Source organism: Pauljensenia sp. UMB1177, from assembly GCF_030217965.1.
Taxonomy (GTDB): Bacteria; Actinomycetota; Actinomycetes; order Actinomycetales; family Actinomycetaceae; genus Pauljensenia; species Pauljensenia turicensis_A.
This window is the reverse complement of the sequence record NZ_JASOOV010000003.1, coordinates 159,444-172,578: the sequence shown is the minus strand read 5'-3', so window position 1 is coordinate 172,578 and position 13,135 is coordinate 159,444. Positions and strand designations below refer to the sequence as shown.

At 56.1% G+C, this 13,135-nt stretch carries 14 protein-coding genes; 11 read left to right on the top strand and 3 right to left on the bottom strand.

Translation table 11 applies throughout. From position 1 onward, the window contains the following. Window positions 1-38 precede the first annotated feature (38 nt). From QP442_RS05470 to miaB, 9 genes are all read left to right on the top strand, one after another. Window positions 39-989: a PfkB family carbohydrate kinase gene (locus QP442_RS05470; protein WP_006681717.1), complete on the top strand. Its 951-nt coding sequence runs from the start codon at window positions 39-41 to the stop codon at window positions 987-989. A 125-nt stretch (window positions 990-1,114) separates the two neighbouring features. Further along, window positions 1,115-3,892: an FtsK/SpoIIIE family DNA translocase gene (locus QP442_RS05465; protein WP_006681716.1), complete on the top strand. Its 2,778-nt coding sequence runs from the start codon at window positions 1,115-1,117 to the stop codon at window positions 3,890-3,892. Window positions 3,893-3,910: 18 nt separating this feature from the next. Then, the gene (gene pgsA, locus QP442_RS05460) at window positions 3,911-4,549 is read left to right on the top strand and encodes a CDP-diacylglycerol--glycerol-3-phosphate 3-phosphatidyltransferase (protein ID WP_006681715.1); all 639 of its coding nucleotides are present in this window, start codon (window positions 3,911-3,913) and stop codon (window positions 4,547-4,549) included. Between the two features lie 158 nt (window positions 4,550-4,707). Continuing rightward, a complete protein-coding gene (locus tag QP442_RS05455; RefSeq protein ID WP_006681714.1) occupies window positions 4,708-5,022 on the top strand; it encodes a helix-turn-helix domain-containing protein in 315 nt (104 codons plus the stop codon). 3 nt (window positions 5,023-5,025) lie between these two features. Beyond that, complete coding sequence (locus QP442_RS05450) at window positions 5,026-5,262, top strand: DUF3046 domain-containing protein (protein ID WP_103633548.1); 237 nt, start codon at window positions 5,026-5,028, stop codon at window positions 5,260-5,262. A 217-nt stretch (window positions 5,263-5,479) separates the two neighbouring features. Further along, window positions 5,480-6,574: a recombinase RecA gene (gene recA, locus QP442_RS05445; RefSeq protein ID WP_006681712.1), complete on the top strand. Its 1,095-nt coding sequence runs from the start codon at window positions 5,480-5,482 to the stop codon at window positions 6,572-6,574. Between the two features lie 5 nt (window positions 6,575-6,579). Continuing rightward, window positions 6,580-7,182: a regulatory protein RecX gene (locus tag QP442_RS05440; RefSeq protein WP_006681711.1), complete on the top strand. Its 603-nt coding sequence runs from the start codon at window positions 6,580-6,582 to the stop codon at window positions 7,180-7,182. A gap of 41 nt (window positions 7,183-7,223) precedes the next feature. Beyond that, complete coding sequence (locus QP442_RS05435; RefSeq protein ID WP_006681710.1) at window positions 7,224-7,718, top strand: CinA family protein; 495 nt, start codon at window positions 7,224-7,226, stop codon at window positions 7,716-7,718. 10 nt (window positions 7,719-7,728) lie between these two features. Beyond that, the gene (gene miaB / locus QP442_RS05430; protein WP_103633631.1) at window positions 7,729-9,273 is read left to right on the top strand and encodes a tRNA (N6-isopentenyl adenosine(37)-C2)-methylthiotransferase MiaB; all 1,545 of its coding nucleotides are present in this window, start codon (window positions 7,729-7,731) and stop codon (window positions 9,271-9,273) included. A 113-nt stretch (window positions 9,274-9,386) separates the two neighbouring features. Here the strand turns inward: miaB and QP442_RS05425 are convergent, their stop codons facing one another. Next, window positions 9,387-9,941: a histidine kinase gene (locus tag QP442_RS05425; RefSeq protein ID WP_103633549.1), complete on the bottom strand. Its 555-nt coding sequence runs from the start codon at window positions 9,939-9,941 to the stop codon at window positions 9,387-9,389. Then, window positions 9,934-10,380 carry a YbjN domain-containing protein gene (locus QP442_RS05420; protein WP_006681707.1) on the bottom strand — a complete coding sequence of 149 codons (447 nt, stop codon included), beginning with the start codon at window positions 10,378-10,380 and terminating at the stop codon, window positions 9,934-9,936. The genes QP442_RS05425 and QP442_RS05420 overlap by 8 nt, the downstream gene beginning before the upstream one ends. 149 nt (window positions 10,381-10,529) lie before the next feature. Between QP442_RS05420 and miaA the strand changes: the two genes are divergently transcribed. Next, window positions 10,530-11,516, top strand: coding sequence for a tRNA (adenosine(37)-N6)-dimethylallyltransferase MiaA (gene miaA, locus QP442_RS05415; protein ID WP_181002190.1), 987 nt, complete (start codon window positions 10,530-10,532; stop codon window positions 11,514-11,516). 10 nt (window positions 11,517-11,526) lie between these two features. After that, window positions 11,527-12,435 carry a diaminopimelate epimerase gene (dapF, locus tag QP442_RS05410; RefSeq protein ID WP_103633551.1) on the top strand — a complete coding sequence of 303 codons (909 nt, stop codon included), beginning with the start codon at window positions 11,527-11,529 and terminating at the stop codon, window positions 12,433-12,435. Between the two features lie 55 nt (window positions 12,436-12,490). Here dapF and QP442_RS05405 read toward each other — a convergent pair whose 3' ends face one another. Further along, on the bottom strand, window positions 12,491-13,108 hold the full coding sequence (locus QP442_RS05405; protein WP_103633552.1) for a class I SAM-dependent methyltransferase: 618 nt from the start codon (window positions 13,106-13,108) through the stop codon (window positions 12,491-12,493). Window positions 13,109-13,135: the final 27 nt, after the last annotated feature.

Genomic DNA, 13,135 nt, shown 5'->3' with positions numbered 1-13,135 from the left:
TCAACGAAGAGCCTCAAACTCAAAGAAGCGTGGAAGAAATGACAGGTCGTTTTATCTCAACCCACTCGGTGGTGCTTGTTCTTCCGATGCACATTTCACATTCACCGGTTCGTGGCGCTTCCATCCATGCCGATGCTTCTAGCTCGCGTCCCGGGGGTGGTTTTACAACCCTATCTGCGGTGGCAGCTCTCGGTATCCCGGCTGCGCTGGCTTCCCCGTTAGGCACTGGACCGAACTCGTTCACTGTTCGTCGTCAGCTTGTTGAAGCTGGAGTTGAGGTTCTTATTCCAGAACTGGTGGGTGACATCGGCGTCGCAATGCAGTTGATCGAACCCGATGGGTCGATGACCTCGATTGTGACGTCCGGTGTTGAGTCAGAGCCGTCGCGTACAGCGTTGGACTCTCTTGTTCTTACCCCTGGCGACTTGATCCATATTGCTGCCTCTGACTTGACGAATCCTCATTCTGCGAAGGTCCTTGCGGGATGGGCTGCAGCCCTGCCGTCATCTGTCACTCTTGTTGTGGCCGTTTCCCCGGCAGTTGAGCAAGTTCCCGTAGAACTATGGCGCCAGCTGTTGCATCGTGCTGACGTCGTGACAATGAATGTCCGTGAATCGAACACCTTGGCGTCGATCCTCGACTCTTTTGAGCCCGGCACGGGAGTGCGTCACCTCATGCGACCCGAAGCTGCGCTGGTCCGTCGCACGGGCGCGTCGGGGTGCGAATTGCAACGCACACAGACTGATGAACCCGTTATGATCCCCGCCTACAAGACGCACGTCGTCGACACCGCTGGTGTCGGTGATACACACATCGCGACAATGTGCGCCACTCTGATCACCGGCAAAGACGTTGCGGAAGCATGTCGTATCGCGAACGCGGCTGCCGCAATTGCGCTCTCTCATGAATCTGCTCTTCCTGTTCCCTCACGCGAACAGATTGATATCGTCATGGAAACGGGAACAGTCGAGAGCCTCGCGGCACTGTAGAGACTGCACGTGCGCCTCTTTCTTCTATTCGCAGACGCGTCACGAGTGTGAGATCCGCGTGAGACTGCGCTTTAACGGCGCGCCGATCACGATTCGCCAGGTCTACGGGTAGCGTTTTGATCATCATGGCTAAAAGCAACCCATCTGCCCGAAATGGCTCGAACGCCAAGTCGCGCCAGCGCACGTCGAATCAGAAGCAGGCTCAACCCGAGATAACGGAGAAGCCGGGGCTCCTTGCCTCGTTCTTCTCAGCAATCGGGCGTGGTATTGCCTCGATGGTTCGCGCGTTCAATGCAGCTGATGTGCAAGTAAAGCGCGACGGCCTTGCGTTTGTGCTTCTTGCGCTAGCGATCGTTGTCGCCCTGCGCGAGTGGTTCCACATTTCCGGCCAGGCTGGGGATGTATTGCACCACGGGGCAGCCGGCCTCGTTGGTCTATTCTCTGTCGTTGTTCCACTGGCACTTGTCGCACAAGCCGTAGAACTCTTCCGCGCGCGCTCCGGAAACCACGCCTTGCCACACCACACTGCGGGTGGCATTGGGTTGACGGTTGCCCTGACCGGTTTGGTGCATATCAGTCAAGGAAATCCGGCATTCGATGACCTAGCAGCTATTGAATCGGCCGGTGGCATTATCGGCTGGTTTATCGCGCGCCCACTGACGCTTCTGCTGTCAGGGTGGGGGGCTGGCGGAATCCTCATTCTTTTGGGCATTTACTCGATCTTGCTGGCAACTCGTACGCGTGTTGCCGATGCTCCGGCTGCTCTCGCCTCCTTCTTCCGTTCGCTGACCCACCGCGGTGGAGATGAAGAAATGAGCGATGAAGAACGTGCACGCGAACGCAGGCGTCGTGCGCGCGAGGATCTTGCTGCGGGCGATGATCCTTTCCTTGAACAATATGATGGTGATGAGTCGTTCCGTTCCCCACAGATCAGCGATGACCCGACGGTTGTCCTTGAGCAAGATGCGAATGCGGAAAAGTTTGTTGATAAGCCGGCGCGCAAGTCTCGGTTTGCGAAGAAGGCTGAGCCTTCCCCCGATCCGCAGGACATGCCAACTCAGGTGATTTCCCTGCCTGATGCGACTGCTGGCATCGATGGGCTGACCGCTAATATAGCGACCTCCGAAGTCGATGTGCGTGGGGGAGCGACAAGTATTCCTGCTCCGCCGATCACCGATCCTCCTGCTCAGCCCGGTTTTCAGCCGAACCTGGACGATGCAATCACGTACACGCTTCCCCAGGCCAGTCTTCTTGTTGCCGGCCCGCCGCACAAGACTCGCTCCGAGGTCAATGATCAGGTTGTCAATGCGCTGATGCAGGTGTTCGCTGACTTCAACGTTGATGCGAGGGTCACCGGTTTTTCACGAGGTCCGACAGTGACGCGCTACGAAGTTGTTCTTGGTGCCGGCGTCAAGGTCGACAAACTGATGAACCTGACGAAGAACATCGCGTATGCGGTGGCTTCAGCTGACGTGCGTATCCTTGCTCCGATTCCTGGAAAGTCAGCGATCGGCATTGAAATTCCGAACGCTGACCGCGAAAACGTGGCGCTGGGTGACGTATTGCGTTCCGGCGCTGCTATGCGTAACCAGCATCCGCTGGTCGTCGGCGTGGGTAAGGACGTCGAAGGCGGGTACGTTGTCACGAACCTCGCAAAGACTCCTCACATGCTGGTCGCTGGCCAGACGGGTTCCGGTAAGTCGAGCTTCGTGAATTCGATGATTACGTCGATCATGATGCGTGCGACGCCCCAGCAGGTGCGCATGATCCTGGTTGATCCCAAGCGCGTGGAACTGACGATTTACGAAGGAATTCCGCACCTGATTTCGCCGATTATCACCGATCCGAAGAAGGCTGCTGAGGCTCTCGAATGGGTCGTGCGCGAAATGGATGCGCGTTACGATGATCTGGCTGAGTATGGCTTCAAGCACATTGACGATTTCAATAAGGCTGTGGCGTCCGGTCAGGTTCAGGCAAAGCCCGGTCTGCAACGCACGCTTCACCCGTACCCGTATTTGCTGGTGGTGGTTGATGAGCTCGCCGACATGATGATGGTTGCTCCGCGCGATGTTGAAGCCTCGATTCAGCGCATCACTCAGCTGGCGCGTGCCGCTGGCATCCACTTGGTGCTGGCGACGCAGCGTCCGTCTGTTGACGTTGTGACCGGCTTGATTAAGGCGAATATCCCCTCGCGTTTGGCGTTTGCTACCTCGTCCCTGACTGACTCTCGCACGATTCTCGACCAGCCGGGTGCTGAGAAGCTGATCGGTCAGGGCGATGCTCTCTACCTTCCTGCCGGCGCTTCGAAGCCGTTGCGCGTCCAGGGCGCGTGGGTCAGCGAGTCGGAGATTCACAAGGTTGTCGCGCACGTGAAGTCGCAGATGCAACCCACGTACCGCGAGGATGTGGTTGCGCCGGCGAAGAAGGTCAAGGTCGCCGAGGATATTGGCGATGACCTCGATGATCTGTTGCAGGCAGCTGAGCTGGTTGTTTCCTCGCAGCTGGGTTCGACGTCGATGCTTCAGCGCAAGTTGCGTGTCGGTTTTGCCAGAGCAGGTCGCCTGATGGACCTGCTCGAGTCGCGTGAAATCGTCGGCCCATCCGAAGGGTCGAAGGCGCGCCAGGTGTTGGTTGCGCCCGAGCAGTTGCCTCAGGTGCTTGCCATGCTACGAGGCGAAGTAGAGACGCTAGACGAAGCAACAGAGGTCGTGCCTTCCATGGGTGACGAGACCGCGTCAACTGGTGATGGCGTTCCCGGCACCGATGTGCGCACTGGTGCGGTCGATGGTGCTATGTCGGCACCGGACCCATATTCAGGACATGATTATGGTGGGAATGCACCACAATGGGTAGATGAAGAGCCCGACGATGATGAGGACGCTTGGCAGCTGACCGGTCGCTAAGCCAAAAAAAGGGGTGCTATGGGAAGTAATGTTTCTCGTGTTGATCATGAACACCATGTTTCTTTATGGAACGTGCCCAATGTTTTGACCGTTTTCCGTCTGGTTCTGGTCCCGGTATTCATTTGGCTGATGTTCCTTGAGGCTTCTGCTGCGCGCTGGTGGGCTGTTGTAGTCTTCATGGTTGCTGCCGCAACAGATCAGCTTGATGGGCATATTGCGCGTTCGCGAAATCTCATCACAGACTTCGGTCGTTTGATGGATCCGATTGCGGATAAGGCGCTTACGCTGGGTGCATTCATCGTGCTCTCGATTGCTGGATTGTTGCCGTGGTGGGTGACGATTCTGATTGCTGTTCGCGAGCTTGGTATTACGGCTTTGCGTGCAGTTTTGTTGCGACGTGACATTGTTGTGTCGGCAAATAAGGGTGGCAAGCTGAAGACGGTTCTGCAGATTTTCGCGATCTGGTTGCTTCTGATTCCGTGGCAGTCTCTGGGTGCTTCGTGGCCCGCATATGCTTCGCTGACCCACGGAATGCTGATCTTCGGTTGGGTTGTCGCAGGCCTGGCATTGGTGATGACTGTCTGGTCTGGTCTGGTTTATGTTGTCGAGGGCGCGAAGCTCTGGAAGGCAAGCTCACCTCAAGTTGAGTCAAAGTGACTCAACTTATTTAATGGTGAGACACACTTCCCCTTTCGCGTCTTATCGTTGAAATTTCGCGGATAATGTCCGCATTTCTTGTGCTATCCAGTCGGCGGGTTGGTCTTATCACGTGGTCTGCGCGCGCATTTTTATATGGTGGGGGATACTCTTTTCTTATGAATGCTTCACTGACTACCGCACCTTTATTGAGGACTGAGCTTGGCGACGTCCTGCGTGGTATCCGTCAGCGTCAAAAGCGCACGCTCAGAGAGGTCTCTGCCGGCGCTCAAGTTTCGCTGGGATATCTGTCAGAGGTAGAGCGCGGTCAGAAGGAAGCGTCGTCAGAGTTGCTTGAAGCTATTTGCGAGGCTCTCGATGTCCCGCTGTGGTTTGTTCTGCGTGAAGTCTCTGACCGCCTTGCCGTTGTAGATGGCGTTGTCGTTCCGGATACTGTTCCGGACGATCTTGTCCCTGTTACCTTGATTAGCTGACGCGTGAAGGTCTCTGAATTCTGGGAGGGCGTTGACGCTGTCTTTGGGGCGACGCTCGGTCGTTCATACGCGTCTGACCTCTATCTCACTTCGCTATGTGGAACGTGCGAAGAGGCTCTTGATCGCGGGGTTGCTCCTCAGGAAGTGTGGGATGCGTTGGTCGACGAAACGGGTGTTGACCCGTCCATGAAGTGGATTCATCGACTGGATCAAAAAGAGCGACGTAGGTCTCGTTCGTAGCTTTCGGCGCGTCGCCCGAAGGTGTAGAACACCTGTTCCATATATCATTTTGTGTAGATGACGCATTTTGCCCTCACTTATCCACAGGTAAGCAGGTGTGCAATGTGGTTTGCCCATGGTCAGGCATATCGTCATTGTGTGTCCTCGGAGAGGGGATCACACTTCAAAGGCCAGAATAATCGTCAGCCGGTGAGGCTCGGATCTGAAGAAGGACATCATGGCAGGTCGCAAGAATGCACCCGTGTCTGCTCCCAAGGGAAATGACCGCAACAAGGCGCTCGAAGTAGCGCTTTCTCAGATTGATAAGCAATTCGGTAAGGGCTCTGTCATGCGCTTGGGCGACGACTCGCGTCCGCCGGTACAGGTGATTCCCACCGGTTCGCTTGCTCTGGATGTTGCTCTCGGCATCGGTGGCTTGCCACGTGGTCGTGTCATCGAAATCTACGGACCCGAATCCTCCGGTAAGACCACCGTTGCTCTCCATGCTGTCGCCAGCGCTCAAAAGGCTGGCGGTAACGCAGCGTTCATTGACGCTGAACATGCTCTTGACCCGGTATATGCAAAGGCGCTGGGTGTTGATACGGACGCTCTGCTGGTTTCTCAGCCCGATACCGGTGAACAGGCCCTTGAAATTGCAGATATGTTGATCCGCTCCGGTGGTATCGACATTATTGTTATTGACTCGGTTGCAGCCCTCGTTCCTAAGGCTGAAATCGAAGGCGAAATGGGCGATTCCCATGTTGGTCTTCAGGCTCGCCTGATGAGCCAAGCACTTCGTAAGATCACGGGTGCGCTTTCTGCCACTGGGACCACGGCCATTTTCATTAACCAGCTACGTGAAAAGATCGGCGTATTCTTTGGTTCTCCCGAAACGACAACGGGTGGCAAGGCTCTGAAGTTCTACGCATCGGTTCGCATTGATGTTCGTCGCATTGAAACCTTGAAGGAAGCGGGAGCCCCGGTCGGTAACCGCACGCGTGCCAAGGTCGTGAAGAACAAGATGGCGCCACCCTTCAAGCAGGCCGAATTCGACATCGTCTACGGCAAGGGCATCTCGCGTGAAGGTTCGATTATCGACATGGGTGTTGAGGCTGGCGTCGTGCGTAAGTCGGGATCCTGGTTTACTTACGGGGACGATCAGCTTGGACAGGGCAAAGAAAACGTCCGTCAGTTCCTGATCGATAACCCTGAACTTGCCACAGAGATCGAAAACAAGATTCTGGCAGCCCTCGGAATCGGTGAACCACTTGAGCCCGAAGATGAAAACCAAGATCTTCCTGACATCGATCCGATGGAAGATGCAGGTTTCTAACACCAATGGTTCGTTATCTGGATCCTGAAGATCATCCGGAGCTCGAACGAACGTGCAAGGCGCGCTCCTCAGTCGGAGAGCGTCTTGCACGCTTAAAAGAGAAGAATGCTGCTCTGACGGGCACTGAAGCGATCGAAGCGGCGCGTGAAGTTGCTCTTCGACAGCTTGATTCTCGGAGTCGTTCGACTGGCGAATTGCGTAGCGCTATCGTCGCAAAAGGTTTCTCAACCGAGACTGCCGACGAAGTGATCGATCGCCTCCAACAGGTTGGGTTGGTTGATGATGCTGCTTTTGCTCGCATGCTTGTTCATGATCGTTTTGAACTTGGTGGGAAGACCGGGCGAGCACTCGTTGAAGAACTACGACGTAAAGGACTGTCGCGCGCTGACATTGAGCAAGCACTTGCTTTGATAAAACCTGATGATGAAGCGAACAAGGCATTCGATCTTGCCATGCGAAAGCGCAGGTCAATGGGCAGTGTCAGTCGCCAAGTTGCCTATCGTCGGCTGGTTGGTATGTTGAGCAGAAAAGGGTATTCGCCTTCGGTTGTCTCAAGTGCCGTCTTGCAGGTGCTTGCTGATGACATCGAAGCTGAAGACAACGAATAGCACACCATGCTTTGTGGCTGTGCGTTGAGTGGAAGAACCTCATGCCTGTAGAAGAAGCAGTTGAACTGATTCAACAATGCTCACTGAATCATGTCACCGTCAGCGTTGCTGAATCACTGACCGGTGGAAAACTGTGCTCCACATTGGTTGATGTGCCGGGAGTATCAGCTGTCCTTCTTGGCGGAGTGTGCACCTATGACACCAAATTAAAAGCTCAGATCCTGGGTGTTGATCCCAGCCTGTTACAGTCATTCGGTCCCGTTGACCGGCGCGTTGCAATTCAAATGGCGCGCGGAGTCTGCGAGCTCACTGGTTCAGACCTTGGCATTGCAACGACGGGGGTTGCTGGTCCCGGACCGCAGGGACTTCATCCTGCCGGAACCGTGCATGTCGCCTGCGTGATGGGCGCTGTTGAGCGCCATCGCCTCTTCCACTTCATGGGGGACAGGGAAGCGGTACGCAACCAGAGTGTTAGTGCAGCTCTCAGCCTTGCCCACGATGTTCTTCACTTCACCCGAACCGATGGGAATGATTAAACTGTCCGCGATGGAAACGAATATAGACGAAGCATCTCAGGTAGCTCTTCCGCGCACCTATGCGATTAAAACGCTGGGATGCCAGATGAACGTTCACGACTCTGAGCGTATGGCTGGCTTGCTGGAAGAAGCTGGACTCATCCCGGTTGACCGTGTTCCTGCAGCTCAGGCACGAGCAACTGATGCCGGTGACATGGGTGCCGACGTTGTTGTTATCAACACCTGCTCGGTTCGCGAGAACGCTGCGACGAAGCTGTATGGCAACCTCGGTCAGCTCGCGTCGGTAAAACGTGAACGTCCGGGCATGCAGATCGCCGTCGGTGGATGTCTTGCGCAACAGATGCGTGACGGCATTATCGATAAGGCTCCATGGGTTGATGCAGTGTTTGGAACACACAATATTGATGTGCTCCCCGCCCTGTTGAAGCGTGCTGAACACAACCGCAAAGCTGCTGTCGAAATCGAAGAATCGTTGAAGGTCTTCCCGTCGACTCTGCCCACTCACCGCGAATCCGCGTACGCTGCGTGGGTTTCAATCTCCGTGGGTTGCAACAACACGTGCACCTTCTGCATCGTTCCTCATCTGCGCGGTAAAGAACGAGATCGTCGTCCAGGAGAGATTCTGTCCGAAGTTCAGGCGGTCGTCTTAGAAGGTGCGATCGAAGTGACGTTGCTGGGACAGAACGTCAATTCATATGGTGTCGGTTTCGGTGAACGAGGCGCATTCGCCTCTCTCCTTCGCTCAGTGGGGCAGATCGAGGGTCTCGAACGCGTACGTTTCACATCACCTCACCCGGCTGCCTTCACGGACGATGTGATTGCGGCGATGGCTGAAACTCCTACCGTGATGCCCAGCCTTCATATGCCACTTCAATCTGGCTCCGATGCGGTGCTTCGTCAGATGCGACGCTCCTATAGGCGCGAAAAGTTCATGGGTATTCTCGAAAGAGTCCGCGCCGCGATTCCCGATGCTGCGATTACGACAGACATCATTGTTGGCTTCCCCGGTGAAACCGAAGAAGACTTCCAACAGACGCTGGACGTTGTCGAACGGGCTCGATTCTCGTCAGCGTTCACGTTCCTCTATTCCCCACGTCCGGGTACGCCAGCTGCCGATCGTGAAGACCAGGTTCCCGATGATGTCGCACTGGAACGCTACAAGCGCCTCGTTGCTCTTCAAGAGCGAATTTGCGCGGAAGATAATGCTGCATTGGAAGGCACCACGGTCGAGGTCCTGATCTCTGAGGGTGATGGTCGTAAAGATGGTGAAACACTGCGCGTTACCGGGCGAGCCCGCGATAATCGCTTGGTGCACGTTGCTTTGCCGGAGGGCATCAGCGAAGCAGATAAGCCACGTCCTGGCGACATGGTGACCGCTACCGTCACTCACGGCGCCCCGCACCACTTGATCGCAGATTCGGCTCTGACAGGTGGTGGTCTATGGACTATGCGCCGTACGCGCGCAGGCGATGCATGGGAGCGTCGCCAAGCTCATGAGGAAGACGAACGCGTGTCGTTGGGTATTCCGACGATCCGCGTGGGACGACCTCACTGAAACTGCTCGGTTCCCTATAGACGCATAGCAGGTGTGCTCCGCTCGATGAGCGATGCACACCTGCTATTTCGTTTCGCGAATCGCGCACCAATCGTGTGCGCACTGATCAAGACTTACGCGTGTGCCAGCAAAGCCGGCATTTCGTTCAATGCTTGCAGTGTCACTCCCAGTCCGCGACGCACCATCGCATGGATCTGACGGTCTGACATTCCCTTGCCAGCGAAGAAACGGGTCGCCAAGATAACGACCTTGCTATCTTCAGTTTCAAGAGCGAACGTGGTCGGCTGAAGATGGTCGACGTTCCACTTATTGGTGAGTTCGTTCAGGCGAGGCATGTCGAGCTTAGCTGCTCTCTCAGCGTCGAGTTCCATGCGTGCTTCGATCTGAATCCACGGCGAATCTGCTGGTTCGCGGTGAATCTGGATGCGAGCACCCTCAACTTCAGTGATAACAACGAATTCGTTTGAGCCGTGGGACAGTCCATCTCCAGCAACAACGTTTTCAATTCGTTCAATGCTGACCTCAGAAACCTCGGTACCCCACTTTTCAGCGGCTTCATCAGCTTCCATGCCCGGTGCCGGCGTAGCGGTCTGGGACAGGTGCTGGATCGGTGACTCGGTCAGTGGAGAGGCGCCGTCACCCATCGAAAATGACTTCCATTCAGGCATTGGAGGCCTCCTTTGTCCACGGGTCAACGTACATCTGGTCAAGACGGTTTTGGACCGCGATGGATGCGAGCACAAACTGCTGGACCTCTTCTGCCAGCTGCTCATGAGTCGCCCCAGCTACCCAGTTGAAGCAGTGGAAGAGGCGGATACCGATCATCCCTTGCTCGCTGGTGTAGGTTGTCGCCTTCGGCACGTATGTTGAAGCGTTCAACGTGCGCATTGTTTCAAGCAGAGCTTGCTGGTGCGACGGGTGGAAGAAGCGGGGGTAGTCGACAACGCCCTGTGCTGGAGACGTGGGCGGGACGATGAATCGGATTGTACGGTTTGGAAGCAGAGCAGCAACTTGATCCTTGGACGAAATGAAGGGGAAAACGCCCATGTCTTCAAGTGCGCGTGCAATGCGGTCGATGGTGACCGGATCTGTTGTTGTCACACTCATACTGCTACCTTACGGGGTTTGGTAGACGGCGGGAAATAGGAAGTGCCATTTAGACTGAACCCATGGCTGACACTCATTCTTTAATCCCAAGCGCTGATGCGCGCTGCACCACGTCTGATGCTCAGGTGGGGGATCGTGAGAGCCAGGCGATGACTCTAGCGAATCCGTCGCAACTGATTGTTGCTGTTGTTGGACCGACAGCGTCGGGCAAGTCTGATTTGGCTCTGGATCTTGCCGAAGAATTGGGCAGACGCTGGGGAGCAAATGGCGGTCAGATCGTGAGTGCTGATGCACTTCAGCTGTATCGGGGCATGGATGTTGGCACGGCGAAGACGCCGCTGGAGGAACGTCGCGGGATTCCTCACTATCAACTCGATGTTCTCGACATCAGTCAGGAAGCGTCGGTTGCCCACTATCAGACGCATGCGCGAGCGGACCTAGAGGCGATCCACGGCGAGGGAAGCGTTGCGATCGTTGCCGGCGGCTCGGGTCTTTATCAACGTGCGTTGCTCGATCATATTGAGTTCCCTGGAACAGATCCGAAAGTACGCTCTGCACTGGAAGAAGAAGCGGAAGGCCCGCTGGGCAGTCGGGGGCTTCATGGCAAACTCGAGGCCCTCGATCCGGTGTCTGCTTCTCGCATTGATCCGCACAATGCTCGTCGTATTATTCGTGCCCTCGAAGTCATTGAACTGACTGGCAAACCCTATTCGTCGCATATGCCGGTCAAAGAGTTCGTGAAGCCGTCTGTGATGATCGCGATCCGCCGTGATCTCGATGAATTGGATCGACGCATTGTTCTTCGCACCCAGATGATGTTTGATGACGGTCTGATTGAAGAGACTCGCGCCCTGATCGATCAGGGCTTGCGCGATGCGAAGACGGCGTCGAAGGCGACGGGGTATGCCCAGGCAATTGCGGTGATCGATGGGCAGATGAGCATCGATGAAGCGAAGGAATCGATCGCTATCGCGACCAGGCAGTTGGCCAGGCGTCAGATCAAGTGGTTGCGCCCTGACCATCGCGTGATCTGGATCGATGCCGAAGACGGAAGCTCGAAGAACGACCTGCTGGACCGGGCACTGAAGATTGTCCAAAAAACGGCGGATGACTACGCCGGCGCGCAGACCCACTAGCGTTAACGATATGACTGCTCTACGTCCCTCAACTCGTATTGCGAAAGCCCACGGCACTGGGAATTCTTTCGTTGTCTACACAGATGCCGATGACACAAACGATATCGATGCTGTAGAGGTGCGTCGTCTCTGCTCGCCTGCGTTCGGTATCGGCGCTGATGGGCTGATGCGTGCCGTCATGAAGGATGGTCGCTGGTTCATGGACTACCGCAATTCCGACGGGTCGATCGCGGAAATGTGCGGCAACGGTATCCGCGTCTTTGTTGATCATCTGCGCCGCGAAGGCCTGATAACCGATGAGGAAATTGAGGTGGGCACCAGAGGGGGAGTTCGCACTGTCCGCGTTATCGATCAGGGGGGCGAGGCCGAGGTCCTGTACCGCGTTGACATGGGTCCGGCTCGATCCAGTGGAACGGCCGACATTGACGTGACGATCCCGGGCATTGAGCAGACCCTGCGCGGAGTATATGTGGATATGCCGAACCCGCATACGGTTGTCGCGCTTGCGAGCGAAGAGGAACTCCACAACATTATCTTCCCGGCCACTGATGCGTCCGAAGCCCCCGAGGTTATGCGCCCCACCTATGCGCCCTCGAATGAGCGCGGTACAAACCTTGAAGCCGTCGTTGACCTGACCGGCCCGGAGGATCAGAGTGGCCACATTCGTCTGCGCGTCCTTGAACGCGGAGTGGGTGAGACCCTTGCGTGTGGCACGGGATGTTGTGCGGCGGCCCTTGCAACGGCTATTCGTCGAGGTGAGGGAGCGCCGGCCTCGTGGATCGTTGACGTGCCGGGAGGTCGCGTGTGGGTTGATCTGGACGATGTCCTGAGCTGGGAGAACGGTCAGCTACATGTCACCGACGCTTCAGTGATTCTGACCGGTCCTGCGACTCGCGTTGCTACATTCGAACTCGTCTGAGCCTGTTTCTCTCGCTCAAAGGTCTGCGTCACCCGTAAAAAGTGGGGGCAGAAGTTCAGGCGCCCGAACGAACCTTGATAATGCGGTAGCCCTTCTTTGACGCGTACTTTTCAGCGTCGTATCCGCGGCCGTTCAGCCATGAAATGAGGGAATCGGCGCCAAGGTTTCGCTGCACAACAAGATAAGCGACACCCGTGGGGCTCAGGCGGTCGAGCCACCGCACCAGCAGAGCATGCAGAGCCTCTTTGCCGATACGGATCGGCGGGTTTGACCATATGACGTCAAAACGAACGTCATCGGTGGCCACGGCTGCAAGGGCCTCGTCTTCGCTCATCGCGCGCACATTGGTGCAACCGTGAGACGTGGCGTTCCGGCGCGTGAGATCAATCGCCCGATTGTTCACATCAACAGCCCAGACGGTAGCTTCAGGCGCTTCCTTTGCCATTGCCAGAGCAATCGGACCCCAACCGCATCCCACATCAAGGAAAGTGCCGGTGGCGGGAAGGCAAGGAGCTTCGGCAAGAAGCTGGCGAGTTCCTAAATCCAGACGGCTGGTCGAAAACACCTTCGATGAGACGGACATGTCGAAGTTATGGCCTCGTACGCTGTAGGTCAGCTTCGATATCTCGTCGGCGCGAGCAGGGCTGGAATGAGAAAAATACTGTTGATTCACGCTCTTTAGCCTAGCGGGTTGACTGCC

Excerpts from the sequence above, each read along its gene's own strand:
- QP442_RS05470 (WP_006681717.1), top strand. The coding sequence starts at position 39 with ATGACAGGTCGTTTTATCTCAACCCACTCGGTGGTGCTTGTTCTTCCG.
- QP442_RS05465 (WP_006681716.1), top strand. The coding sequence starts at position 1,115 with ATGGCTAAAAGCAACCCATCTGCCCGAAATGGCTCGAACGCCAAGTCG.
- pgsA (WP_006681715.1), top strand. The coding sequence starts at position 3,911 with ATGGGAAGTAATGTTTCTCGTGTTGATCATGAACACCATGTTTCTTTA.
- QP442_RS05455 (WP_006681714.1), top strand. The coding sequence starts at position 4,708 with ATGAATGCTTCACTGACTACCGCACCTTTATTGAGGACTGAGCTTGGC.
- recA (WP_006681712.1), top strand. The coding sequence starts at position 5,480 with ATGGCAGGTCGCAAGAATGCACCCGTGTCTGCTCCCAAGGGAAATGAC.
- QP442_RS05440 (WP_006681711.1), top strand. The coding sequence starts at position 6,580 with ATGGTTCGTTATCTGGATCCTGAAGATCATCCGGAGCTCGAACGAACG.
- QP442_RS05435 (WP_006681710.1), top strand. The coding sequence starts at position 7,224 with ATGCCTGTAGAAGAAGCAGTTGAACTGATTCAACAATGCTCACTGAAT.
- miaB (WP_103633631.1), top strand. The coding sequence starts at position 7,729 with ATGGAAACGAATATAGACGAAGCATCTCAGGTAGCTCTTCCGCGCACC.
- QP442_RS05425 (WP_103633549.1), bottom strand. The coding sequence starts at position 9,941 with ATGCCTGAATGGAAGTCATTTTCGATGGGTGACGGCGCCTCTCCACTG.
- QP442_RS05420 (WP_006681707.1), bottom strand. The coding sequence starts at position 10,380 with ATGAGTGTGACAACAACAGATCCGGTCACCATCGACCGCATTGCACGC.
- miaA (WP_181002190.1), top strand. The coding sequence starts at position 10,530 with ATGACTCTAGCGAATCCGTCGCAACTGATTGTTGCTGTTGTTGGACCG.
- dapF (WP_103633551.1), top strand. The coding sequence starts at position 11,527 with ATGACTGCTCTACGTCCCTCAACTCGTATTGCGAAAGCCCACGGCACT.